Origin of the sequence: Enterococcus sp. DIV1283b (assembly GCF_051710965.1) — a bacterium.
Taxonomy (GTDB): Bacteria; Bacillota; Bacilli; order Lactobacillales; family Enterococcaceae; genus Enterococcus_B; species Enterococcus_B lactis.
In genome coordinates, this window is sequence record NZ_JBIOLR010000001.1 from 419116 (window position 1) to 442872 (window position 23757).

The 23757-nt window shown below is 38.2% G+C and carries 22 protein-coding genes and 1 pseudogene; 17 read left to right on the forward strand and 6 right to left on the reverse strand.

What is annotated here, in order from left to right:
• Positions 1-92: 92 nt before the first annotated feature.
• From IGJ53_RS02005 to IGJ53_RS02015, 3 genes are all read left to right on the forward strand, one after another.
• Entirely contained in the window at positions 93-1565 is a 1473-nt protein-coding gene (locus IGJ53_RS02005) for an MDR family MFS transporter (protein ID WP_010731905.1), read from the forward strand.
• Positions 1562-2272: a DUF4811 domain-containing protein gene (locus tag IGJ53_RS02010; protein ID WP_010731906.1), complete on the forward strand. Its 711-nt coding sequence runs from the start codon at positions 1562-1564 to the stop codon at positions 2270-2272. Before IGJ53_RS02005 ends, IGJ53_RS02010 begins: the two co-directional genes overlap by 4 nt.
• Positions 2273-2502: 230 nt before the next feature.
• Positions 2503-2787 carry a DUF1905 domain-containing protein gene (locus IGJ53_RS02015; protein ID WP_002373296.1) on the forward strand — a complete coding sequence of 95 codons (285 nt, stop codon included), beginning with the start codon at positions 2503-2505 and terminating at the stop codon, positions 2785-2787.
• 228 nt (positions 2788-3015) lie between these two features.
• Here IGJ53_RS02015 and IGJ53_RS02020 read toward each other — a convergent pair whose 3' ends face one another.
• The 3 genes from IGJ53_RS02020 to IGJ53_RS02030 are packed head-to-tail and all read right to left on the reverse strand — an operon-like array spanning position 3016 to position 5543.
• Complete coding sequence (locus IGJ53_RS02020; protein ID WP_042956878.1) at positions 3016-3435, reverse strand: hypothetical protein; 420 nt, start codon at positions 3433-3435, stop codon at positions 3016-3018.
• 1 nt (position 3436) lies between these two features.
• Positions 3437-4021 carry a UbiX family flavin prenyltransferase gene (locus IGJ53_RS02025; protein ID WP_010731908.1) on the reverse strand — a complete coding sequence of 195 codons (585 nt, stop codon included), beginning with the start codon at positions 4019-4021 and terminating at the stop codon, positions 3437-3439.
• Between the two features lie 46 nt (positions 4022-4067).
• Positions 4068-5543 (reverse strand): UbiD family decarboxylase, encoded by a 1476-nt coding sequence (locus IGJ53_RS02030; protein WP_259742286.1) that lies wholly within the window; start codon positions 5541-5543, stop codon positions 4068-4070.
• Between the two features lie 179 nt (positions 5544-5722).
• Between IGJ53_RS02030 and IGJ53_RS02035 the strand changes: the two are divergent.
• Positions 5723-6033: pseudogene (locus tag IGJ53_RS02035) on the forward strand (hypothetical protein).
• 221 nt (positions 6034-6254) lie between these two features.
• Here IGJ53_RS02035 and IGJ53_RS02040 read toward each other — a convergent pair.
• Entirely contained in the window at positions 6255-8591 is a 2337-nt protein-coding gene (locus IGJ53_RS02040) for an ABC transporter ATP-binding protein/permease (RefSeq protein WP_010731911.1), read from the reverse strand.
• 141 nt (positions 8592-8732) lie between these two features.
• Here IGJ53_RS02040 and IGJ53_RS02045 point away from each other — a divergent pair, with 141 nt between their 5' ends.
• The 3 genes from IGJ53_RS02045 to IGJ53_RS02055 all read left to right on the forward strand — a co-directional run bounded on the left by IGJ53_RS02045 (position 8733) and on the right by IGJ53_RS02055 (position 11346).
• Complete coding sequence (locus IGJ53_RS02045) at positions 8733-9401, forward strand: response regulator transcription factor (RefSeq protein WP_010731912.1); 669 nt, start codon at positions 8733-8735, stop codon at positions 9399-9401.
• A 2-nt stretch (positions 9402-9403) separates the two neighbouring features.
• On the forward strand, positions 9404-10447 hold the full coding sequence (locus IGJ53_RS02050) for a HAMP domain-containing sensor histidine kinase (protein ID WP_002373288.1): 1044 nt from the start codon (positions 9404-9406) through the stop codon (positions 10445-10447).
• A gap of 374 nt (positions 10448-10821) precedes the next feature.
• A complete protein-coding gene (locus IGJ53_RS02055) occupies positions 10822-11346 on the forward strand; it encodes a hypothetical protein (protein WP_259742431.1) in 525 nt (174 codons plus the stop codon).
• A 262-nt stretch (positions 11347-11608) separates the two neighbouring features.
• Here IGJ53_RS02055 and IGJ53_RS02060 read toward each other — a convergent pair whose 3' ends face one another.
• Positions 11609-12490 carry a LysR family transcriptional regulator gene (locus IGJ53_RS02060; RefSeq protein ID WP_010731915.1) on the reverse strand — a complete coding sequence of 294 codons (882 nt, stop codon included), beginning with the start codon at positions 12488-12490 and terminating at the stop codon, positions 11609-11611.
• 161 nt (positions 12491-12651) lie between these two features.
• Between IGJ53_RS02060 and IGJ53_RS02065 the strand changes: the two genes are divergently transcribed.
• The 10 genes from IGJ53_RS02065 to IGJ53_RS02110 all read left to right on the forward strand — a co-directional run bounded on the left by IGJ53_RS02065 (position 12652) and on the right by IGJ53_RS02110 (position 21285).
• Positions 12652-13380 carry a DUF554 domain-containing protein gene (locus tag IGJ53_RS02065; RefSeq protein ID WP_010731916.1) on the forward strand — a complete coding sequence of 243 codons (729 nt, stop codon included), beginning with the start codon at positions 12652-12654 and terminating at the stop codon, positions 13378-13380.
• A gap of 155 nt (positions 13381-13535) precedes the next feature.
• On the forward strand, positions 13536-13853 hold the full coding sequence (locus IGJ53_RS02070; RefSeq protein ID WP_002293224.1) for a PadR family transcriptional regulator: 318 nt from the start codon (positions 13536-13538) through the stop codon (positions 13851-13853).
• Positions 13846-14454: a DUF1700 domain-containing protein gene (locus IGJ53_RS02075; protein WP_002373283.1), complete on the forward strand. Its 609-nt coding sequence runs from the start codon at positions 13846-13848 to the stop codon at positions 14452-14454. Before IGJ53_RS02070 ends, IGJ53_RS02075 begins: the two co-directional genes overlap by 8 nt.
• A gap of 14 nt (positions 14455-14468) precedes the next feature.
• Complete coding sequence (locus IGJ53_RS02080) at positions 14469-15299, forward strand: DUF4097 family beta strand repeat-containing protein (RefSeq protein WP_010731917.1); 831 nt, start codon at positions 14469-14471, stop codon at positions 15297-15299.
• A 137-nt stretch (positions 15300-15436) separates the two neighbouring features.
• Positions 15437-15925: a DUF5348 domain-containing protein gene (locus IGJ53_RS02085; protein ID WP_002293229.1), complete on the forward strand. Its 489-nt coding sequence runs from the start codon at positions 15437-15439 to the stop codon at positions 15923-15925.
• Between the two features lie 49 nt (positions 15926-15974).
• Positions 15975-16847: an SPFH domain-containing protein gene (locus tag IGJ53_RS02090; RefSeq protein WP_002293231.1), complete on the forward strand. Its 873-nt coding sequence runs from the start codon at positions 15975-15977 to the stop codon at positions 16845-16847.
• Between the two features lie 173 nt (positions 16848-17020).
• Positions 17021-17383, forward strand: a complete 363-nt coding sequence (locus IGJ53_RS02095; protein WP_002373280.1) for a YxeA family protein — start codon at positions 17021-17023, stop codon at positions 17381-17383.
• Between the two features lie 8 nt (positions 17384-17391).
• Positions 17392-18144 (forward strand): ABC transporter ATP-binding protein, encoded by a 753-nt coding sequence (locus tag IGJ53_RS02100; RefSeq protein ID WP_002373278.1) that lies wholly within the window; start codon positions 17392-17394, stop codon positions 18142-18144.
• Positions 18145-18157: 13 nt separating this feature from the next.
• A complete protein-coding gene (locus tag IGJ53_RS02105) occupies positions 18158-19960 on the forward strand; it encodes an FtsX-like permease family protein (protein ID WP_010731919.1) in 1803 nt (600 codons plus the stop codon).
• Positions 19961-20235: 275 nt separating this feature from the next.
• The gene (locus tag IGJ53_RS02110; RefSeq protein WP_438749429.1) at positions 20236-21285 is read left to right on the forward strand and encodes an aldose epimerase family protein; all 1050 of its coding nucleotides are present in this window, start codon (positions 20236-20238) and stop codon (positions 21283-21285) included.
• 47 nt (positions 21286-21332) lie between these two features.
• Here IGJ53_RS02110 and IGJ53_RS02115 read toward each other — a convergent pair whose 3' ends face one another.
• Positions 21333-23489, reverse strand: a complete 2157-nt coding sequence (locus IGJ53_RS02115; RefSeq protein ID WP_259742428.1) for a glucosaminidase domain-containing protein — start codon at positions 23487-23489, stop codon at positions 21333-21335.
• Between the last annotated feature and the right edge of the window lie 268 nt (positions 23490-23757).

Here is a 23757-nt window from a genome sequence, read left to right on the forward strand (position 1 = left end):
ATTAACTAATGTGTCAAGTAGGTTGACAAATGGTAGATTTAGGACTAAAGTATTCTAGTAGTTTCAGAAAAAATTCAGAAAGAAGGAGAAATATGAGTAACAACCAACCCGTAGATATTTACGGAAAACCATATAATCGGACACTTTTAGTTGTTGTCTTATTAATTGGTACATTTTGTACCGTTTTGAATCAGACCTTATTGACGACAGCTTTTCCTACATTGATGAAAGCTTTCGATATTTCAGCGTCTGATGTGCAATGGTTAACGACTGGTTTCTTGCTAGTCAACGGGATCATGATCCCAATAACAGCATGGCTGATCAATAAATTCAGTTCAAGAAATTTATATCTTTCTGCCATGACGATCTTTTTGATCGGAACGATTACTTGTTTTACAGCACCTAATTTTAGTACATTACTAATCGGTCGCTTGATCCAAGCTTGCGGTGTGGGAGTATCGATGCCATTATTGCAAAATATCATGTTGTCTATTTTCCCACCAGAAAAAAGAGGATCAGCAATGGGGATGTCAGGAATCGTTATTGGGCTTGCTCCTGCTTTAGGTCCTACATTATCTGGTTACATCATTGATAACTATCATTGGCGTGACTTGTTTGGTATGGTACTGCCAATCGTTGTTCTTGTCTTGGTTTTAGCATTCTTCCTAATGAAAAGTGTTATTCCATTGTCAAATCCTAGCATTGATATTTTATCAGCTATTTTGTCAACGATTGGATTCGGTAGTTTGCTTTACGGATTTTCTAGTGTAGGTGATGATGGCTGGGGAAGCTTGAAAGTAATTGGTTTCTTAGTCGTTGGTGTGATTTTCATCGCCTTGTTCTCATGGCGTCAATTACATTTGGAACATCCATTCTTGGAGCTCCGTGTATTCAAATCATCTACATTTACGATTGCAGCTGTTTTAGCCGGTGTAACGAATATGGCGATGGTAGGGGCAGAAATGGTCGTGCCATTGTATATCCAAAACATTCGCGGAGAATCAGCATTCCATTCTGGCTTGATGTTGTTGCCAGGTGCTTTGATTATGGGGGCTATGATGCCTATTACGGGTGCGATTTTCGATAAATACGGCGCGAAACGTTTAGCCATTACAGGGATGTTCATTTTAACAGCCGCAACTGCACCATTTGCTTTCTTGACAAAAACGACTCCAGTTTTATATATCGTGATCCTTTATGCGATCCGTATGTTTGGGATCTCCATGGTCATGATGCCGGTAACCACTTCTGGTATGAATGCATTGCCAAATAACTTGATCAGTCACGGGACAGCGGTAAATAATACATTCCGTCAAATTGCAAGCTCGATCGGTACAGCTATTTTGATCAGTGTGTTGACGAATGTGACAAAAGCAAATATCCCAAGCAAATCTGTATTGGACAATACACCATTAGCTTATAAAGATCAGGCAATCAATGCCACACTGTCAGGTTACCATGCCGCGTTTATCGTAGCAATCATCTTTGGGATCCTTGGCTTTATTATTGCCTTTTTATTGAAGAAAAAAGAACCTGTTCTAACGAAAGCGGGGGATAATGCATGATTATTGGAGTTTTGATTGTCAGCTTGCTTGCTTTTGCTTTAACGAACGTGTTCGCTAAAAAAACATGGCAAACCTTTTTATCTTTGATTTTCGGACTAATCTTCGTCGCTTCACTAAGTTTGATCGTCGCTAATTTGTCCAATCACTTTGGAATGGAAAAAGTAACGGAAACGAAAACAGAAAAAATTGTTTCCAGTGCTGATTCCCAAGGAGCAGATATGCTTTTGTATAAAGCTTTAGGGAATGGAAAAGAAAAAGTGTATCTTTACCGAACGAATGAAAAACAAGAGAAACCAAAAGCAACTGGTACGGATAACGAAACAAATAAAGTAGAAAAGACAGACGGCGATGCTGAAAAAGTGACGAAAACTACTTATTGGGAATACAAAAACGATATGTATAAATTCTGGTTCAATATTGCTGATAACAATCACGAATATGACAGCCGAGTGAATACATTCAAAATCCCAGAGACATGGGTAGAATTAAGTACGGACCAAGCAGCCAAGTTAGCTGAATTAGTGAAGAAAGAGCAAAGTACGATGGAAAGTGAAGCAAAAGCTTATGTGCAAGACGGTATGGTAAAAGCAATGACTGAAAATCCGCAAATGAGCAAAGCAGAGCAAGAACAACGTACGAAAGCCTTAGCTGCTGAATTCCAACAACAAGCATTCGCGAAATTAGTGAAAGAAGCAAAAGGCGAATAATATTTTGAACACCGTTTAAGGAAGAAGTTGTGAGCCTGCCGTTTCACTCTGAGTCACAAGAAGCAATTTCAAAAAACAGCTTCTCATATTTGTTGAATATTGTGACTTGTGACCGAGGAGTTGGCAGGAGAACACCGTTTATTCGAAAAAAGGAACTGCGACAAGACTTTTGTCACAGTTCCTTCTTTTTTTGCTATGCTATACTAGATGTAAAAAACAGGAGAAATAAAATGAGGAAAACTTATTCTTTTGAATCAAAAATCTATGCTTCCGAAGTCGGCAAGGGTGGCGCATATATTGTTTTTCCATATGATATAAGAGAAGAATTCGGTGCTGGAAGAGTGAAAGTCAAAGCAACTTTTGACAATGTGCCGTACGAAGGCAGTATCGTGAATATGGGCGTGAAAAATTTAGATGGTTCGGTCTGCTATATCCTTGGACTACGAAAAGATATTCGTAAAAACATTGGTAAAGATATTGGTGATATCGTAGCAGTTACAGTGAAGCAAAAATAAAAACAAAAGGTTATGACAAAAGATGTGTCACAACCTCTTGGTAAACGGTGTTCAAAAGCCAGTTTCTCGGTAGTAAGTCAAATTTATGCAAAAATGTGGAAACCCATGTTTACAAAATTTTTCTTACTACTCGAAACGAAGCGGCTTTGTCACAACCTCTTGATAAACGGTGTTCAATCAGCTGACCCTCGGTATTCGCTCATAACGCTGATTTCACAACCTCTTCTTTCATGATGGTTTTTCACCATCTTTATAATAAATTGGTTCTTTGATATGGAACTCTGTTTTTTCTAACCAATCTAAAATCTTGTAACCTAACTCTTCTGACATCGGAAAAGAGGCGTTGATTTGTGCATTGGAGATATGGTCAACATGGATACCGGAAGTGATCGTACAGCTTCCCGGAACGGCATTTTTGATGATCACAGCTATTTTTCCGGCTAAGACATCGTCTTTATGGAACCGACCATCGTGGCTAGGGAAACGTACAGTTTGGATCTCTGTATCACGAGAAAATGTAGTGACTGTTCCGATATGTGGTGTATCTCCGCCTGTTAAAGTAATCAATAAGTCTTTACCAATTACTTTAACAGCAGCTTGGATCGTGAAACCTAGTTTTGTTACTTCAACTATCGTTTCTTTTTCCATATTAATCACCTTGCCAACGTTTTGAATGCTCATTTACAATCCCAAATTGATCCATAAGTTTCATTGTATGGTGATCAACAAGATCTTGGATCGTTTGAGGCTGATTATAAAAAGCGGGGATCGGTGGTATGATTTGCACACCTAGTCGTGCTAATTTAGTCAAGTTTTCCAAGTGAATGGCATTTAATGGCGTTTCACGAGGAACAATGACTAACTTTCGCTGCTCCTTCATTGTTACATCAGCAGCACGTGCAATCAGGTTGTCGCCTAAACCAACAGAGATACCTGCGACTGTTTTCATACTTGCCGGTACGATGATCATTCCATCAGTCAAAAATGATCCGCTGGCGACAGCAGCACCTAAATCTTTGTTTGAATAATGGTAATCAAACAGGCTTTCGAATTCAGTTAGTGATAAGTCAGATTCCAGCTTTAAGTTCTGTTTTGCCCATGGACTGATGATTCCGTGTGTTTCTACCATCGGATATTCTTTTAGTTTCTTCACTAGGTTGATGGCATAAATGGTGCCTGAAGCGCCACTTACACCAATCACGATTTTTTTCTTCCGTTGTGCCAATTGTTCCATTTTCCGCACTCCTTTTTATGATGTCAAAACAGTTGCAGATCATTCATTATTTCAAATATTTTTCCCAATCTTCTACTTCTTGGAATTTTGCACGTACAAAATGTTCTTTCATATCGAAAGGAACTGTACCGTCAAAGATAGTTTTTGCACTCATCCCACGGAAACGAATAGAGCCAGGATTATATTCTGGTAATTCTGATGGGTCCAATGGATGGTTTCTCATTCCTGGGATCACAATGACGTCTTTATCTCCTTGGAAACGAGTGTTGAAAGTCCAAACTACATCGTTCATGTCGAAAATATCAACATCTTCATCGACTAAAATGACTGTCTTCAATTCTTTGAAGGCTGATAAAGCAAGAATAGCTGCTTGGCGTTGAATACCTTCATCCGCTTCGTTTTCTTTACGGATCTGCATGATGGTCATCAATTTACCGCCACCTGCAGGAGGATTGTAGACATTTACTACTTTTCCTGGAATAGCTTTATCAACCAAGGCAAGAATACTTGCTTCTGTAGGAATACCGGCCATAGATACATGTTCTTCACTGGGACCAATCGTTGTTTGCATGATTGGATTGTCTTTTCGGTGAGTAACTGCTTTGACTTTCACTACTTGCACAGCTGGATTAGCATCCCCAGTATAGCCAGGAAATTCTGGCATTGCTTTCCCTGAGTTCGTGTTGATATCTTCTTGCATTGTTTCATTTGGCATGATTTCTGCTTCAATAATGAATTCAGCACGAGCAACACCCACTTCATCGACTGCTACACCATCAACGATTTGAATAGGTTCGTTACGCAAAGCTCCTGCACACCATAGTTCGTTGTAGCCAAGTGGAGTGGTAGGTGGTTCGAAAGTCGTACCAATGGCAATTGCTGGATCTAAACCAATATTGATAGTGATAGGCATTGGTTTATTCAATGCTTCAAATTGTTTTTGGAAGTGACCAATGTGGCGCCCACCAGGCATGATGTACATACCGATCGTATCTTTGTCTTCTAGGACCATACGATGTATCGTTACATCGCTCATTGTTTTTTCTGGATCTGATCCTAAGACTACACCCATTGTGATGTATGGACCTGCATCTTCAGGAGTGTTTTTAGGTGCAGGCAAAATGTTGCGAATATCGAAGTCTGCATCGGTAGATAGATGAACGACTTCTTGTGCTGGAGCGTCTGCTTTGTCTACTTTCACAGGTTCGATTGGATTTTCTACAGCGTCTTTCAAGAAACGGCCAAGTGTTCGATAATCATGGTGCAAAATTTCGCCTACACGTTTACGACTAGCCATTGTCCCGATGTTCACACGTGTGCCGGGGAAACCTTTGATATTGTTGAAAGTCATAGCTGGTCCTTCTTGAGTCGGACGTTTTACTGTACCGCCAGCTCCGATATAACGGTAAACACCAGATAATTCTGCTTCAGGATCGATTTCAATATCTGTTTCGTGATATTGACCTGGAAGTGTTTTTAGTTCTTCGATGACTTTTCTTAAATCATATGGTTGATCTGTCATGAGAAATTCCTCCTTAGTTGTCTTTACCTATCTATAGTAAAAGGTGCAAAGGAGGAAAACAATTCAACTTGTTTGATAAAATATTCCTTAATGGAATGAATACGTTTTTTGATAATAGAATAAACTATGATATACTTACAACAATAAGAAAGCGCATACTAAATGCTAATGGAAGGAAAGTGAAAAAAATGGAGGAGTCGTTTCCTAAAGCAGTAAAAGTAGAAAATATAGCGAATATTTTGAAAGTTATATTTGAAAACGGGGAAGTAAAATACGTGAAATCTCATTGGACAGAAGAGATAACCGATGCCTTGCAATTTGGAAAAAAGGAAGAGGAAAAAGAAAAAATCTTCTCGCTCTGTCTACTAACATGTGGATTGGGACTGAAGTAACGATTGAAGCAGATGGAACAGTATTCATAAATGGAAAAGACAAATATACACCGCAAGAGCTGTGGCTCGAGGGGGAAAATCATATTCCAGAATTATAAATAGACAAGAGGTTGTGACAGAAGTGGTCAGCTTCAAGAAATAAGAAGGAATGTACGAAAATTGCTTCTCAAATTTTTGTGACATTTCGGCTTATTTCCGAAGAAGTTACTTCAGGAACACCGTTGATTGGGAGGTTGTGAAAAAGCTGTTTATTCAAAAAAAGGGTTGTGACAACAATTTTGTCACAACCCTTTGTAGTAATTGGAAAAAACGAATAGCTTTATTCTGCACGCAAAGCGATAGCGGCGTCTTTTTTCGCTGCCATTCGTGCAGGAAGATGACCGCCAAGCATCGTCAATACAGTAGAGACAATCACTAGAATGATCGCATGGACAGGATTTAGTTGCGCAACATTTTTTAGATCCGTCATGCTGTACAAGATGCTATTGATAGGGAATGTAGCTAGCCAGGCAATAAACACACCTAGTATCCCAGAAGAAATACCTAAAATACACGTTTCTGCGTCAAATACGCGAGTGATGTCTTTTTTCCGTGCACCTAAAGCTTTTAGTACACCGATTTCTTTTGTCCGTTCAATCACAGATGTATAAGTAATGATACTGATCATGATCATACTTGTTACTAAAGAGATCCCTGCAAAAGCAATGAGGACATAAGTGATAGCATCCATCAATCCGCCAGTCAGTTCAGTCATCGTTCCAGCTAAATCAGTATAAATGATTTTATCTTCATCTGATTTGCCTTTATTGTAATCATCTAAATAGTCCAAGATTTTTTCTTTGTCTTCAAAATTGTTCGGATAAATCATGATACTTGAAGGCAAGCTGTCTCCACCTAAATAACTAAGCAATGTTTGTTTGGTATTTTCGTCAACTTTTTCAGTAGTTAAGACATTTACATCACTGTCTTTTTGGGCTTTGACGATTTCTGATTCTTTGTTCTCATTGACGATTTGAGTCGTTAATTGATCACTATAAGCGATTCCTGGCGATAAGAGATTCATTGTAGAAGAAGACTTCACGCGTAGGATTCCTGAAATCTTCAATTCATCTGAAGAATTCTGGTACATCGAATCATAATCTGTATTAGGAATGAAATTCCCAGTTGGAAGTTTTGTATAGTAAGTATTGTTGTTTACTAACTTGAATGTTGTACCGACGATATCATCGAAATCAAGTTTTTCGTCTTCCTTCACATCAAATCCAAGATTTTTCAATGCATTGATATTAGTATTATTGTTGCCGTCTACGATCAGCACGACATCTGTTGCTGAGGCTGGATAACTTCCGGCAAGTAAAGAATAATTGTCTTTTAAAAAGTTTTCTTTGCTAGTGTCAAGCTGTGTAGGGAAACTTGACACTCCCACACCTGTCATTGCTGACATCGTACTAGACAAGGAAAGAGATTCCGTATCAGGGTTTTGATTCGAGAAGCTGACAGGCTGTACTTTGCCATTTACATCACGTAAAAGATTGATTCCTGTTGTACGAGTAAACCCAATATTATTACTTAAATTAGGATCGATGTCTGTTACATAATCGACATATGTTTGATCGATTTTATTCGTATGCTGTGCTTTGTCTTCTTCGCTGACTTTTGCTGTGATCGTTTTGCTGTCTGGATACTCTGCTTTGCTTGCACCCAATCCAGCATCGTCACGAGTCTGGTTAGTTGTTACCTTAGAAATAGTGATCGGAAATTTCGCCATCGTTTCAGCTTGCGTGTTATCGATCTGCTTTTGGAAACCAGAAGAAAGGGAAAGGACGATCGCGATTCCGATGATCCCGATACTGGAAGCAAAGGAAGTCAAGAAAGTACGTCCTTTTTTTGTTCGGATATTGTTGAAAGAAAGCTTCAACGCTGTCCAAAAACTCATCTTCGTTCTGCGTAGGTTAAATTGATCATCCTTTGGTCGTTCGATGTGAGGATGGGAATCCGTTAAGATCTTACCATCAGAAAATTCAATGATCCGGTCTGCATATTGATTGGCCAGTTCAGGATTATGTGTGACCATGATTACTAATTTTTCTTTCGATAACTCTTGGATCAGTTCCATGATCTGAATACTTGTTTCTGTATCTAAAGCTCCGGTTGGCTCATCACACAAAAGGATATCTGGATCATTGGCTAGTGCTCGAGCGATTGCTACCCGCTGCATTTGTCCACCAGATAGCTGATTTGGCTTTTTGTGCATATGATCTGTCAAGCCGACCCGATGCAAGGCATCTTCTGCCCGTTTTCGTTTTTCGTCTTTAGAAACACCACTTAATGTCATCCCAAGTTCAACATTTTCAATAATGCCTAAATGACCAATCAAGTTGTAACTTTGGAAAATGAACCCGATAGAATTGTTTCGGTAGGCATCCCAGTCGCTGTCCTTGAAGTCTTTAGTAGACTTTCCGTTGATCACCATATCACCGGAATCATAATTATCTAGTCCACCAATCACATTCAGCATAGTCGTTTTACCAGAACCACTAGGACCTAAAATCGCTACGAATTCTTTTTGTCTGAAAGCGACAGACACACCATCCAATGCTTTAGTGGTGGTTTCGCCGACTTTATAATATTTTTTTATATCTTTTAATTGAAGCATAATCACCCTTCTCCCGTATTGAAATATTCGGTATACTAATAAGTATATCAGAACAATAATCGTAGTATACGAAATAAATGTTAACTGAAGATGAACTGCAAGAAAAAATCTAGAAATTTTTCAAAAAACAGAGGGAGAACAATGAATCGTATTTTAATAGTAGAAGATGATCCGCAATTACAGTTGCTTTACCGTTCTGTGTTGGAACGAGCGGGCTTTTCAGTTATCACTGCACTGAATGGAGAGGATGCGCTGAAAAAACTAGAAACGACACGTATAGAATTGATCATTACAGATATCATGATGCCGAAAATGGATGGCTATGACTTGCTAGACTCATTACGTAGCACCAGATTTGACACACCTGTTCTAATGATTACGGCAAAGACCGATTTTGAGGATAAGAAACGCGGGTTCAAATTAGGGGCAGATGATTATATGACAAAACCCATCGATGTCAATGAGATGATCCTACGTGTGGAAGCATTGCTTCGACGTTCAAAGATCAATTACAGCAGTAGCTTGATAATCGGACAAACAAAATTAGAGCTGGATACTTATACAGTGTTACAAGATCAGCATTCGTTGATTCTGCCTCAAAAAGAATTTCTGCTTCTGTATAAATTACTGTCTTATCCCAACAAGATCTTCACTCGCCAACAGTTGATGGATGATATTTGGGGATTAGATACGAATACAGAAGAACGAACGATCGATGTACATATCAAACGTTTAAGGACCCGTTTTGAAAAGACGGAAGATTTTCAAATCATGACAGTACGGGGACTAGGCTATAAGGCGGTTATTTAAAGATGAAAAAAAAGCTATTTTCACAATTATGGATCTATTTTGCTAGTATCGTCTTCATTTCGATCTTAGTGACACTGCTGTGTTTTCTCGGTTTTATTTTCTTATTGTCTCGACATTCTATCTCACCTGCTGAATCGGCTGGAAAACCAACGCTATACCCGTTATTCGTCTTTGCAGGGTTCAGTATGGTCGTGGGTACAGGAATATCGATTTTTGTTGGGCGGCGTATTCTGCATCCAATCAGTGCACTAGGGACAAATATGAGTCTAGTAGCAACGGGAGATTTTTCGATTCGAATGGATGAACAGCAGAAAGTAGCAGAAGTACAGCAACTGTATAAAGATTTCAATGTTATGGTCCAAGAACTCAATAGTATCGAAACATTGAGGAATGATTTTGTGTCCAGTGTATCCCATGAATTCAAAACACCATTAGCAACGATCCAAGGATATGTACAATTGTTACAAGCCCCAAATCTCTCTGACGAAGAACGCCAAATATTTTTATATCGGATTATCGAAAGTATCACGCAGCTTTCACAATTAACAGAGAACATCTTAAAATTGAACAAACTGGAAAACCAGCGTATCCAACTGGAAAAGAAAGAGTACCGATTAGATGAACAAATTCGAGAAGTAATCGTTTTTTTGCAGCCTAAATGGGAGAAAGAACAGCTAGAATTGGATATCGAACTTGCTGCAGTAAATTACACAGGCAATGAAGAGTTTTTGTACCAAGTGTGGTTGAATATCATGGATAACGCCATAAAGTACAATCAAGTCAATGGACAGATTCATATCAAACTATTTGAGACAGCCACAGAGATTGTACTGGAAGTGACCGATTCAGGTGTAGGAATGAATGAAGAGACCAGAGATCGAATGTTTGAAAAATTTTATCAAGGAGATACAAGTCGTCAAATTTCTGGGAATGGGCTAGGACTTTCACTGGTCAAAAAAATTCTAGAACTGCATGATGGACGTATTGATTATAGCAGTATCGAAGGAGTAGGAACGACAGCAATGATACGGTTAAGTAAACAATAGGAAAAAGAATAAAACCCCTAAAAATTCTATTGAAGGTTTTTAGAGGTTTTTTTTTTTTTTTTTTTGAAAATAAAAGTTATTTTATTTGTGTTTAACCCTTTATATTATGAATATTTTTTATATGATTAGTTATTTAACGTTTATGAATCTAAAACGTTTTTTTATTATTTATTTTTATTATTTATCAAATTAAATGCTATGATTTTCTTGTGAAAAGGAAAAAGGAGGGCTGTTGAAGAAGAAAAAGGAAAAGTTAATGTACTTATTTGCAATACGAACAATGAAGGCGGGCAGGAACAATTTTGTGAAGAAGGGTTTTTATAAAGACTGGAAAAAATAGGAAATAAAAATAAAAAAACAATTAGGAGTCTTCCATGAAAAAATATTTTGTAGCTGGTTTGTCGTTTATTGTCTTTAGCTCGGTGGGTTTGCAAAATATGCCTGTTTTTGCTGAAAGTCAAGTTATTAAAGAAGAAGGCACAGTTAAATCTGAAGATATCTCTCAAGAAGACATTGAAAAAATTGATAACGTCACAGCTAAAGATGTGGTTGAACATGCAAAAAAATTAGGTTATAACCCAGAATTAATATGGACACGTCAGGAATTGCAAGAAGCCTATCAATCAATTCAGACAAGAGCTGGTGTAAATAGACTAATTACTATGAGTAATGATTTAAAATATTTGTATATGAGCAGTTTTACAGCAAAATTGGCTCTTTCTGGAGGGGCTGCAGCAGTTGCTGCATTGTTTCCTGGGATTGGAGTTTCAATAATTGCCGCAGCGGTTACCATTATTATTGCAGAAAGAATTAATCTTGACAGAGGGATTATTGTTAGACTTTCTAGAAATAAAACAACAAATTTACTTGTTCCTACAGCAGTATGGCAACAGGGATGAGGGCTCAATCCATTTTATCAAGTGTGATTTTTGTGTTTGGTCTATTTTGGGCAGGAGTAGGTGATGGAGATTTTTCTTTAGACAATTTTTTTGTATTTAGTGGCTTGTTCTTACTGTTCTTTAGGCATAAAATCGCTGCTTTCCTATTGAACTACGAGAAATGATAGATGTGTCATTGAAACAAGGACATGATGCAAGAAAGAGAGCGAAAGTCATAAGTCGCTCTCTTTTTGGATGGATAGATAGACAGAAAATGAAGGGCTTAGTTCTCTTCTTGTCTCAAATACTCCCAAAATGTGTCTGAAGCCAAAGAATGTTCACCGATTTTACGCGTAAATGCGAGATAACTTTCTTTTGTTGGAGAGATGGGGAGGATCACAGTATTTTCTTTTAACAGATTTTTGACTGTTTTTTCCATAACAATAGCAATCCCCATGTCATTTGCAATCATATTGATGATCAAGTCGATCCTTGATCCTTTATAAGAGATTCTCGGTTCAAATCCAGCTTCGCGACACAAGTCCAGCACAGGTTGATACAAGTTCGTAGTAGGGCCAAGAACCAAAAAATTCTCCTTTTTCAGTTCACTTAGATCCAATTTCTTTTTAGCAGCTAAAGGATGGGTTTTAGGCAGAACTGCTACAAAATCGTCTGTTTCAGTAGGTAGCCACTCAATCGAACTTGGTGGGGCCTGGAAGCTTCTGGCAAAGTGGATCGTATCACTATGTTCATTTGTATCGTCATAAGTCAGTTCGATACTTTCCACTTCTTTCAACTGGACCGTAAATTCAGGATGGCGTTTCAAAAATTCGGTAATTTTGGAAAAGCCTTGGTAATTGATCATGGTTGGTATCGTTAAGATATTTAATGAAAGATTGTTTTCTTGCGTATAGGTTTCAAGCACTTCTTGCATGGCATGGTATTGTTCTACGACATTTTTTACATAAGGGAGCAACAAGCTTCCAGCTTCGGTCAACTCGATTTTTCTATGGGCACGTTCGAATAATTTGACGTCTAATTCTGTTTCTAACGAAAGAATCTGTTTAGAAATGTTTCCTTGGGTGGTGAATTGTCGTTCAGCAGTTTTGGTGAAATTCATTGTTTCGGCTAAATCAAGAAAAACTTCAAATTTACGGATATCCATCATATTCCTCCTACTTATTCCAATAAAGAATACCTTAACACAAAAAATGAATTGGTGTAACCTACTCTGTCTGGTACAATCTTTCTTGCAGTGAAAGCAATGATTGCAGAAAATTTTCTGTAATAATTTTCGCTTTGTAGAGAAAGAGAGGAGTTTTTTTGATGCCAACTGGAGTTTTGATCAATGTAGGTTCCGTTTTGCTTGGCGGACTAATTGGCGGATTAGTAGGAAATAAATTAAGCGAACACTTTAAAGCGCAGCTGACGATGGTTTTTGGCGTGTGTTCGATGGGGATGGGGATTTATTCCATTGCGCCAATGAAAAATATGCCAGCTGTTATTTTTGCTTTGGTGATAGGAACAGCGATTGGACTGATTGTTCATTTAGGTAATGGGATAAACAAGGGTGCTGCATTGATGCAGGTACCTATTTCTCAAATCTTCCCTAGCGAAAAGCTTGGTATGACCCACGATGAATTTATCAGCACATTAGTGACGGTCATTGTTTTATTTTGTGCAAGTGGTACGGGGATTTATGGAAGCTTAGATTCTGGGATGACTGGAGACAGTACGATTTTGATTTCTAAATCTGTTCTTGATTTTTTCACAGCAGCAATTTTTGCATGTAATTTAGGATATGTCGTTTCTGTAGTAGCGATTCCCCAATTCATTATTTTTTATATCTTATTCTTATTAGCAAAATTTATTTATCCATTGACTACACCAGATATGATCTTAGACTTTAAAGCTTGCGGTGGATTCTTGATGGTTGCTACCGGTTTTAGAATGATCAACGTGAAAATGTTCCCAGTAGCTGACATGATACCAGCGATGATCGTTATTATGCCACTAAGTTGGATGTGGACGAATTGGATCATGCCACTGTTATAATAATAATCAAAGAGAAGCCATTTTTTGCTGACTAAAAGGGATCAAACCTTTTAGTCAGTTTTTTTGTATTTGACAAACTGATTTTGAAACTATATTATATGTTGTATAATATAGATTGGAATAAAATATTACACTTGAGAATAGAAGGTGACGTAATGCACATCCAGATTCCAACTGTTCTTCTTGATGGCACTGTGTTAGCAGCATTAAGCAAAGAAGATATGTATGGTTATGCCTTAACAAAAATCGTACAAGAAAGTCTCTCAGTCAGTGAATCTACACTGTATCCGGTTTTGAGAAGATTGAAAAAAGAAGGGTATCTTGAGACCTATGATGAACCTTTTGAAGGCAGGAACCGTCGATATTACTCGTTGACACCAATAGGAAGTCGTCATTTAGAAGAAATTATTGATGAATGGATTGTTTTTCGAGATTCTTTAGACCGGTTATTGGAGGAGAGCACAAATGAATGATTATTTGAATGAAGTTGTGGATCATCTTCAAGAAATTCCTGAAGACGATCGTTTTGATTTGATCCAATATTATGAGGAATATTTTTTAGATTCCGGAAAAACATTAGATCAGGTCATTGATGAATATGGTACACCAAAGCAGTTTGCTTTAAAATTAAAAATCAGTTACTTTTCAGAAGAAGAACAAGCAGAAGACGAGTTAGTGAGAAGTCCAAAAAGACAAATGCGTCTGATTTGGTTGATTATTATCGGTTTATTTGCTTCTCCTGTCCTCATTCCACTAGCATTGGGGTTTATATTGGTTATTGGGGGACTATTGATTGCTTTGCTAGCGCTCATTTTTAGTATCTATGTCCTATGTATCAGTATCTTAGGTATTGGCTTATTCATGATCATCTCAGGAATCAGTGTGTTTGGTCAATCGATTCTGAGTGGGTTGTTCTTTATCGGTGTCGGTCTGTTCGCCACGGGAAGCGCAGTATTTATTTCGCCACTGTTGCTGAAAGGAACAAAAGGGCTTTTTTATGTCATGATGAACTTTGTTAAATGGATGGGACGGCGTTTTATTACAAAAAGAGATCTGCATTCAGCGGGCGTTTGAAGGAGGACAGATAAATGAGATTAAAACATTTTTTGATTACCGGTATTATCCTGATGGTTACTGGCGGACTCCTAGCAGGTGCAACTTATACATTAGGTGCTCAAAAGAGTCTGACTTGGGATAATGGCCCTCGATTGATCGATATGGTGACGGAGACGAAAAAAATCAAAGAGGCAAACAAAATCGTCATCCATGCAGAACATCAAACCGTGTCAGTTATACGCGGATTGGATTTTGAGATAAAAACGACCTACGATAAGACAGAAAAGCCAGAAATAAAGGAGGAAAATGGTGTATTGACCGTGAATGCGGTCAAAAAATCAGAAGGTGCGATTATTAGTTTGGAAGACACCAGTGCACAAATCACTATTGTTGTCCCTGCAGATCAGGAATTATCTGAATTGACGATCGAAGGGAATAATAGTGCGATCGACATCAACGAAGTATCGATCAAAAAAGTGAATACTACGACACACGATGGTTGGGTATCATTCAATGAATTTACGGGAGGAACAATAACGGCGAAAGATGAATTAGGTTCTCTTCGTTTAGATGAAGTCAAGGTGGATAACTTGACCGTCATAGGAGAAAGCAGCAATTTACATCTAGAAGACAGTTTGGTCAGCAAAGAAGGAAAAGTTACTTTAAACAGTAGTAATTTATCTTTGCATGAGATGGAAAACAGTGGCTATACTCTCCAAACATCTGGTGAATCTCATATTGAAAAAGACTACCAGCCAATAACAAATACGTTGTTAGAGCAAGGACAGAAACGGCTGAAGATCACTGCCAAAGACACTTCTATCAATATCACGACAGATCAAGAGGACAATGAAACAGATTGATCGAGCAATCAACTGGATATTTTAAGAAAAAACAGCAAAGATCGGAAGGATCTTTGCTGTTTTTCATCGCTTAACACACATAACTATAGTAAAATAAGTAAGAACATATCTATAAAGAAAACAGGGTGAAAAAGTATATGAAGGCAGAAGAAGGTCAAAGAGAAAAGTTAAAAACAGAAATGGAAAGATTACATACTTATATCACTCAACTAAGTCAAACCTTCTATGATCCAGATAAAGAAAAAGTGATGGTCAACTATCCGAACAATTCAGAAGGTCGTCAATTAGAGCAAGTGTACCATGAAGTTTTCAAACATTTATTGACGGTGAAGAAAGAACTGGACTATTATTCTTTACCGATTATCGATACAGGAATATTGAAGTATGATGGGGAGAAGGAACGATTTATCTTTAAATCTGTTCGGGAAGATTTGCCTCTTTCAGCAGGGATGGATCTAGAAATCTTGGTAGAAGACTATTTTACAGAAGAAAAACACTGGGTTCGAACAAGATTGGATTATTTGCCGCAAGCAGCCGGAGGAACACAGGCAAGCGGTTGGTACATCACTGAAGACAAAGATTTGGAACTAGAAGGTGCAATGGCGCGAATTCGAAAAAAGGATTAAAAAGCAACACTATATATTTATTGAAGGATAAAGGAGCGCAGAAAGTAGAATGAGAGAAAAAAGAGCAATTTATATCAATGGTTATGCAGGAATTGTCGGTTTGGTCGTATTAGCTTTAGTTGGTTTATTTTTCTTCTATTTAGGCATGTGGCAAGCGAAAGTTTGGGCACTATTTTTAAGTATTTTTCTTTGGCTGATCGCGTTACTGTTGCTAAGTTCGGCAACTGTAGTCAGCCCTAATCAAGCAAAAGTGATTTTGTTTTTTGGACAATATTTAGGTACGATCCGGGAAAATGGCTTTTTCCTTACGATCCCTTTGGCACAAAAAATGACTGTTTCGTTGAAAGTTCGGAATTTCAACAGTTCTGTTTTAAAAGTCAATGATTTAGACGGAAACCCCATCGAAATCTCAGCGGTAGTCGTGTTTAAAGTCATTGATACAGCAAAGGCATTATTCGATGTAGCGTATTATCAAGATTTTGTAGAAATCCAAAGTGAGACAGCCATCCGGCATATCGCTAGCCAATATCCGTATGATACCTTCAATGATGATGATTTGACGCTTCGAGGAAACACTACGGCAGTGTCTGACGAGTTGAAAAAGGAGTTGCAAGAGCGTTTAGCAGTAGCAGGTGTCGAAGTAATCGAAACACGTTTGAACCATTTAGCCTATGCAACAGAAATCGCTAGTGCCATGCTGCAACGTCAACAAGCAAGAGCTATTTTGTCTGCTCGACAAACCATTGTTGAAGGAGCTGTCACGATCACTCAAATGGCTTTGGAGCAAATCGAAGAAGGACAAGAAATCAATTTCACCGATGATCGGAAAGTCCAATTAATCAACAATTTACTTGTCTCAATCATTACAGACAAAGGAACGCAACCTGTTATCAATACAGGCGACATGAAAGACCGTAAGTGACATACTTTTTTTAAGATAGGAAGAAGGAGTTTAGGACGGATTATTGTCTTGAACTCTTTTTTAGTTGTTTAAAGAAAATGACAAAATTGAAAGAAGAATGATAGATGATTCGAAGGCAGAATTGTTCGTTTTTTTCTATAATCAATATATAAAGTAAGAGAGAAGGGGAAAAAGTGAAAAAACTTCTGATCGGACTACTTGTTTTCATCGTTGTGGCACTTGCAGGGGTGAAAATCGCAGATTACGTAGTGATGGGCGGAGAAGAATACTATGTACAGATTACGACAGATGGTGCAAAAACAGTATCCAAAGCAGACACTGGACAAGAAACAGTCAACTATAGATATATCCTGCCTGGTTATACGAAAGAGGGTAAGGAAAAAGAACTAGATTTCAATGGGCAATTGACTCGACCGCTTCGTAAAGGAGCATATTTAAAAATCACCTGGAACAAAAAGAAAGGTGTCACTTCATATGAAGAAGTCGAAAAAAAAGATGTGCCGAAAACAGCACTGGAAAAACTAATTAAAGGGTAGGGAAAGAAATGAACAAAATAGTCGAAGTTCAGAATGTAACAAAAGTATACGGGAAAAACAATGAGAAAAAGACGCAAGCATTAAGCGGCATCAGCTTCGATGTAGAAAAAGGTGAATTTATTGGGATCATGGGCGCTTCTGGTTCTGGTAAATCAACGCTTTTGAATATTTTATCCACATTAGATAAACCAACAGATGGGCATATTCGAATCAATCAAAAAGATGTGACGACATTAAAAGGAAATCAACTAGCAGATTTTCGTGCGAATGAAATCGGCTTTATTTTCCAAGATTTCAATTTATTAGAAAGTTTGACAGCACAAGAAAATATCGCTGTTCCTCTTTCTTTACAAGGTGTCAGACCAAAAGAAATCAAGCAACGTGTCCAAAAAATTGCAGAACGTTTATCGATTGCTCATATTTTGGAAAGCTATCCTTCTGAGATTTCCGGTGGACAAAAACAACGGGTCGCTGCTGCACGTGCATTGATTACCCAACCAACGATTTTATTAGGCGATGAGCCTACAGGTGCGCTGGATTCTAAAAGTGCCCGGGATCTTTTAGATACGATGGATGAATTGAATACAAAAGATCATGTATCGATTCTTCTAGTGACGCATGATCCGTTTTCTGCAAGTTATTGCCAACGTATTTTATTCATCAAGGATGGCGGTATCCATCAAGAAGTGAAACGTGGAGAGCAAAGCCGGGATTCCTTCTATCGGGAAATACTATCTATTCTTGGAAACTTGGAACAGTAGGGGGAGATTGACTATGCTTTGGAAATTATCACTTACTGGGATCAAGAGCCGTTTAAGAGATTACTTGGTATTATTCTCAGGATTAGTTATGGCATCTGCTATTTTTTACATGTTTGAATCAATGGCGAGCAACGAAGCCTTTTTGAAAAGTAATACGATCGTTGCAGCTACAGTTATCATTTTCCGATTCGGTTCTGTTTTGCTAGGGATCATTACCTTCGTTTATATTTTATATGCGAATTCTTTTTTGATGACGATGCGGCAAAAAGATTATGCAATGTTTATGATGCTAGGAGCAAAAGGCAGAAAAATCGCACAGATGATTTTTTCTGAAACATTCTTAGTAGGAATCGCGGCTACTTTAGTGGGTTCAGCTGTCGGTGTAGGATTGACAAGTATTGTCCACCAATTATTAGTGGATCAGTTAGATATCAATATTTCGCATTTTACACCTTTTAGCATTCATGGATTGTTGATCACCGTTTTGTTTTTTGCTATTTTGTTTTTATTAGCAGCTATTGTCAATGCTTTTTCAATTGTCAAAAAACCGATTTTAGCATTAATTCGTGCGGATCAGACACCAACAAGAATCAAGCAGCATAAATTCTTGTTCTTCCTTGAAGTAGTACTAGGGATTGCTTTTCTAGGCTGCGGTTATTATATGATGAAGCACGTGGGCACCTATCAAGTTTTTGGTATAGGAGTAGCCTTAGTTACGATCGTATTGGGAACTTATTTCATTTTCCATTCTGTGATCATTTTCTTTTTATCATTACTAAAGAAATCAGAACAGATTTCGTTGAAGAAATTGAACAATTTCACATTGTCACAGTTAAGTTTTCGTATTCGTGAATATACACAAATGCTCTCCATGGTTGCTATGCTGTTTGCCTTAGCACTGGGCGCTTTGACGGTAGGATTAGGTTTTAAAAATGAAATTGCAGACTTGACAGAAAATAATTCTGGGTATGATCTAGTGATGAATAATCCTCGGGCAGAAGATCAGCAAAAAATCAAAGAACTTTCACCAACACTTTCTGCTTCTTATACTCAAAAAGAAGATGCGGGAACGATTTACTATAATGCAAGTGAATTTGCAGCTCAACCATTAGTCATGATAAAACATGAAGATGGAACACCGCCGAAGATCACGAAAGAAAAAGTTCCTGCTGAAAAAATGAATGAACTGACTGTACAAGACGAGCTTCGAAGCTATGAATTGCCGGAACAGCAAGAAAAAGAAATCAAGGTAGTCAGTCAAACAGAATTTGATCAACTGAACTTGCCGCAATCCACTTTACAGCTAGTTCAGGTAAAAGACTTCCAAGCAAACTTGGAACCAATCAAAGCACTTGCTACACAAAATAAAACAAATAATCCATCTTTGCAAAAAGTAGAGTACAGCAACCAGAAGTATGAAATGTATGAAGTATACAACAGTCTATTCTCTGGTTTTGAATTTATGGGATTCTTCTTAGGTTTAGCTTTCTTGACTATGCTTGCTAGCTGTCTGATGTTCAAGATCTTGTCAGGAAGCAAGAGTGACATCGCTCGTTATGAAATGCTTGAAAAGATAGGAACACGACGCGGATTGCTTAAACAATCGATCCGTAGAGAAGTAGGTGTGTTATTCTTAGCACCAGGAATCTTAGGTGTAGTCCATGTCTTATTCGGATTACAAATGTTTGGTCTATTCATGCAAAATCCATACAAAGATATTTGGGTGCCATTTACGATCTTCTTCGTATTGTATTTCATCTACTATGTACTGACGACATGGTTGTATACTGGAATCGTATTGAAAAAGAGGGTGTGAAAAAGCTGTCCTGCATCAAGTAATAAGAACAGCCAAGCAAAAATAGCTCCTCCTATTTTTCGTTAAGTTGGGCTTATTACCGCAGATGCAAGCTTTTGAACACCGTTTGTTCGGAAAAAGAGGTTGTGACAAAAATATTGTCACAACCTTTTTTCGCGGTCTTTTATTAGAATATAGTAAATTTTTTCTCGTTACTCACGGAATAAGCTGTTAAGAAAACGGTTTCCATGTATACTGGAATCAGTACAAATGAAAGAAAAGAGGGTGCAAGTAACATGGAAATCAATGAACAAAATTTTGGCGGAAATTATCACTTGATTACGATCACGAATCAAAATGGGACATCTTTGTCTGTAAGTGATCTAGGTGCACGAGTCGTCCATTTTCAAACAATGATCGATAATGAAAAACGAGAGTTGGTTTTAGGATTTGATGAAACAAAAGAATATCTGGAAAAAGATCCTTATATCGGAGCTTCAATCGGACGTATGGCTGGACGGATCACGAATGGCACATTCAAATTAGATGATGAAACATTCAAAGTAAAAACAGACCCAGATACTGGCCATTGTTTACATGGCGGTGCACCTAGCTTTGAAGCCAAGCAGTGGCATTATACAGTTATTAATGGTGAAAACGAAGACTCGGTCATTTTCTATCAGACTAGTCCAGACATGGAAAATGGATTTCCTGGCACGTTAGACGTAGAAGTACGGTATACACTGACGAATGATGATACATGGCGAGTGACAGTCCAAGGGATCAGTGACCGGAAAACGGTATTCAATCCGACGAATCATGTTTATTTCAATTTAACTGGTGATCCAGCACAGCCAATCGACGAACATACGCTTTGGTTGAACAGCCGATTATTCGCTACGCTCAATAAAGATACGACGCCTACAGGAGAAGTGGTTTCAGTAAGCGGTACAGTATTTGACTTTCAACATCCTAAAAAATTAGGTGAGGTATTCGCCAGTGATTTTCGCCAATCAATGATGGTAGGCGGTATCGATCATCCATTTTTATTGAAAAAACAACCCGATCTGCTAAAGGCAGCGGAATTGATAAGCCCTGATGAAAAAGTGTCAATCCAAGTAAAAACAGATGCTTCGGGAATCGTGATTTTTACCGCAAATTTTGGAGAAGATGGGCCAGAAATGCGTGGGAAGAAATTAGTAGATCATGGCGGTATCACATTTGAGACTCAAGAATTGCCAGGTGCGGAGCGGCTTGAAAGCTTTGGAGATGTCACTCTGGAACCTAACCAAGTACGCGAATTTGTAACGGAATACAAAATAAATAAATATAAAGAAATAGAATAAATTAAAAAAGGGGATGTGACACTGTCACACGCCCTTTTTTATTTATTCTATTTCTTTAAAGGCAGATCAAGCCAGAATGATTTGTCTAAACTTAACAAAGTTAGTACAGGAACAGTTGCAGCTTTAACTGTACGAGTAGTTGTTTCTGGTATCTGTCTTGCCGTGAACGTGTTCCACAAATCCCAGATTGAAGCGACACGGAAGATGGAAGAAGCATTGTTGACGCGTTTTATCGTTGAAAATTCTAATCCTGTGATTGGCACGCCATCTGTTGTCCATTTGATTGGCACATCGAATCGCTTAGACATATTGAGGATTTCAGCGTTTGCTTCTTCAGTTGTTGCTGCTTCTTTTTTCGGTTCATCATATTTTGTCAGGTCGTACGCTTCGATGATCGCATTCAATTTTTGTGAATATTGGCGATCTGTAGCATAACGTCCTTCCAAATATTTGGTTGCTTCTTTGTAGTCTTTTGTTTCCGACTTCCAAGTTGGTTTGTAGAAATCAGGATTGCCAGTCAGTCCATTTTTGATCAAGTCGGCATAGTCTTCCAAACTTTCCTTGTAAGAAGGATACTTACGGAATTGTGCGCGGATTTGGTAGCTTTGTCCGGAACTATCTTGTTCAAGTGTATTGAAGGTCACGCTGCTTCCTTTATACGATCCTTTGATACCAAAAAGGTTATGATTTGGTTCGCTTGATAATAAGCTGTTTCCAGATCCACTTTCAAGGATAGCTTGAGCCATCATGACTGATGCGTAGATTCCTTCTTTTTGGCCGATTTCCTGTGCATCATCTGCAATCTTTTTCAAGAACTGATCAGTTGTTTGGTTTTGACTGAAATGGAACGAGCCATCTAATCCATCTAAAATAGATGAGCCGCCTGTCAGCGAACCTGAAGCAGCAGGTAAACCTGCTAAGTTTACTCGGACAGCAAAATCAGGCGTGAAATCTGAAATAGAAGTTACTCGAACTTTATCTCCTGGTTGGGGCGCATGGATAAATTGTCCGTTCCCAATATAGATACCTACATGGTGAGTAACACCGGAAGAAGGTCCCCAGAAGACGAGATCGCCAGGTTGGGCCTGACTTACTGGAATCTGCGTACCTGCATATTGCTGTTCGCCTGTCCAGCCACCGATATAATGACCGGTTGCTTTCATATATACGTAATAAGTCAAACCAGAACAGTCAAAAGTATTTGGACCTTTTGCTCCCCATACGTATGGTTTTCCAAGATGCTTGAATGCTTCTCGAACGATTGCTTGTTGGACATTCGTTGCATTTGTAGGCAATACAGCATCAATTGGTGATTTTACAACAAAATCAGAAGAAACAGAAGATGGATTCTCTATACCGCTTTGATTTGCTGTATTTGGACGAGACGAAGCATTGTTCGTTCCGCCATTCGATGAACCATTGTTTGGATGGTTTGGTTCTCTCTGAGTATTTCCATTGTTATTCGATCCAGATGGGTTTGTTTGATTCGAAGAATTCCCGCTGTTCGAATTATTGTTATTATTGTTTGAATTATTTGAACCATTATTATTGTTGTTATTGTTGCTATTGTTGTTATTACCCTCATCTGGTTTATTTGGCGTTTCCGGATCTGGTGTACTAGGGACTTCTTCACTAGGATCAGTTGGTTCCTCTGTTGAAGTATCCGGTACAGGTTCAAATTCTGCAGTAATAGATAAATTGTTCGTACCTACTGTAAAAGTCTTTGCCTCATAGTTCACTTCTTTAGCACCATTCACAGCGACTGAAGCAATTTGTTCACCTTCAGCTGGCGTAATAGTGTAAGTCACCTTCATTCCTGCTGATAAACCTTCTACCGTTCCGCTTTCTGTGATATTCAAAGGTTGCTGTTCAGCGGTATCCTCTGACGAAGCAGTTAGTTGAATCTTCCCAATCAAAGAAGGAGCAATCGTAAGGGTATATGTCTCGGCTGGCTTTTCATTTTCTGATGGATCAGCCGGATCAGTTGGTTCGGTCGATTCTGTTGATGAGTCAGTTGTTCCGGTTGTGCCTTCTGTAGAAGAATCCGTTGTTTCGCTAGTAGCTGAGCTGGAAGTAGATGTACCTGTTGTGACTGTTTGATCGGTTGTTTGATTATCTACAGCAAATACGGCATTAGTCGACAAAACAGTAGGAGCAATCAGCCAAGTAGCAGCTAGCAAACGCATCGTTTTTTTGTTTTTCATAATAAACTAGTCCTTTTCCTTTCATTGATTTTCTGTTTTATTCAGCATTCATAAGTTATTCGATTGAACAGATAATCGTGTCGAAAAGCTTTTTCTTTCTATGAATCTGCTTGTGTATTCTAAATAAAACAAGTTGTAAAAAAGCAACGAGCAGTCATTCGTTGTGGTTTGATGTTCATTTTATTGCATAAGCCATCTTTGTTTGGGGATAAACAAGTGGGGATAAAAATGGTCATGCATATGTAAATTATACCAAAGATTGGAGAGT

Excerpts from the sequence above, each read along its gene's own strand:
- IGJ53_RS02005 (WP_010731905.1), top strand. The coding sequence starts at position 93 with ATGAGTAACAACCAACCCGTAGATATTTACGGAAAACCATATAATCGG.
- IGJ53_RS02010 (WP_010731906.1), top strand. The coding sequence starts at position 1,562 with ATGATTATTGGAGTTTTGATTGTCAGCTTGCTTGCTTTTGCTTTAACG.
- IGJ53_RS02015 (WP_002373296.1), top strand. The coding sequence starts at position 2,503 with ATGAGGAAAACTTATTCTTTTGAATCAAAAATCTATGCTTCCGAAGTC.
- IGJ53_RS02020 (WP_042956878.1), bottom strand. The coding sequence starts at position 3,435 with ATGGAAAAAGAAACGATAGTTGAAGTAACAAAACTAGGTTTCACGATC.
- IGJ53_RS02025 (WP_010731908.1), bottom strand. The coding sequence starts at position 4,021 with ATGGAACAATTGGCACAACGGAAGAAAAAAATCGTGATTGGTGTAAGT.
- IGJ53_RS02030 (WP_259742286.1), bottom strand. The coding sequence starts at position 5,543 with ATGACAGATCAACCATATGATTTAAGAAAAGTCATCGAAGAACTAAAA.
- IGJ53_RS02040 (WP_010731911.1), bottom strand. The coding sequence starts at position 8,591 with ATGCTTCAATTAAAAGATATAAAAAAATATTATAAAGTCGGCGAAACC.
- IGJ53_RS02045 (WP_010731912.1), top strand. The coding sequence starts at position 8,733 with ATGAATCGTATTTTAATAGTAGAAGATGATCCGCAATTACAGTTGCTT.
- IGJ53_RS02050 (WP_002373288.1), top strand. The coding sequence starts at position 9,404 with ATGAAAAAAAAGCTATTTTCACAATTATGGATCTATTTTGCTAGTATC.
- IGJ53_RS02055 (WP_259742431.1), top strand. The coding sequence starts at position 10,822 with ATGAAAAAATATTTTGTAGCTGGTTTGTCGTTTATTGTCTTTAGCTCG.
- IGJ53_RS02060 (WP_010731915.1), bottom strand. The coding sequence starts at position 12,490 with ATGGATATCCGTAAATTTGAAGTTTTTCTTGATTTAGCCGAAACAATG.
- IGJ53_RS02065 (WP_010731916.1), top strand. The coding sequence starts at position 12,652 with ATGCCAACTGGAGTTTTGATCAATGTAGGTTCCGTTTTGCTTGGCGGA.
- IGJ53_RS02070 (WP_002293224.1), top strand. The coding sequence starts at position 13,536 with ATGCACATCCAGATTCCAACTGTTCTTCTTGATGGCACTGTGTTAGCA.
- IGJ53_RS02075 (WP_002373283.1), top strand. The coding sequence starts at position 13,846 with ATGAATGATTATTTGAATGAAGTTGTGGATCATCTTCAAGAAATTCCT.
- IGJ53_RS02080 (WP_010731917.1), top strand. The coding sequence starts at position 14,469 with ATGAGATTAAAACATTTTTTGATTACCGGTATTATCCTGATGGTTACT.
- IGJ53_RS02085 (WP_002293229.1), top strand. The coding sequence starts at position 15,437 with ATGAAGGCAGAAGAAGGTCAAAGAGAAAAGTTAAAAACAGAAATGGAA.
- IGJ53_RS02090 (WP_002293231.1), top strand. The coding sequence starts at position 15,975 with ATGAGAGAAAAAAGAGCAATTTATATCAATGGTTATGCAGGAATTGTC.
- IGJ53_RS02100 (WP_002373278.1), top strand. The coding sequence starts at position 17,392 with ATGAACAAAATAGTCGAAGTTCAGAATGTAACAAAAGTATACGGGAAA.
- IGJ53_RS02105 (WP_010731919.1), top strand. The coding sequence starts at position 18,158 with ATGCTTTGGAAATTATCACTTACTGGGATCAAGAGCCGTTTAAGAGAT.
- IGJ53_RS02110 (WP_438749429.1), top strand. The coding sequence starts at position 20,236 with ATGGAAATCAATGAACAAAATTTTGGCGGAAATTATCACTTGATTACG.
- IGJ53_RS02115 (WP_259742428.1), bottom strand. The coding sequence starts at position 23,489 with ATGAAAAACAAAAAAACGATGCGTTTGCTAGCTGCTACTTGGCTGATT.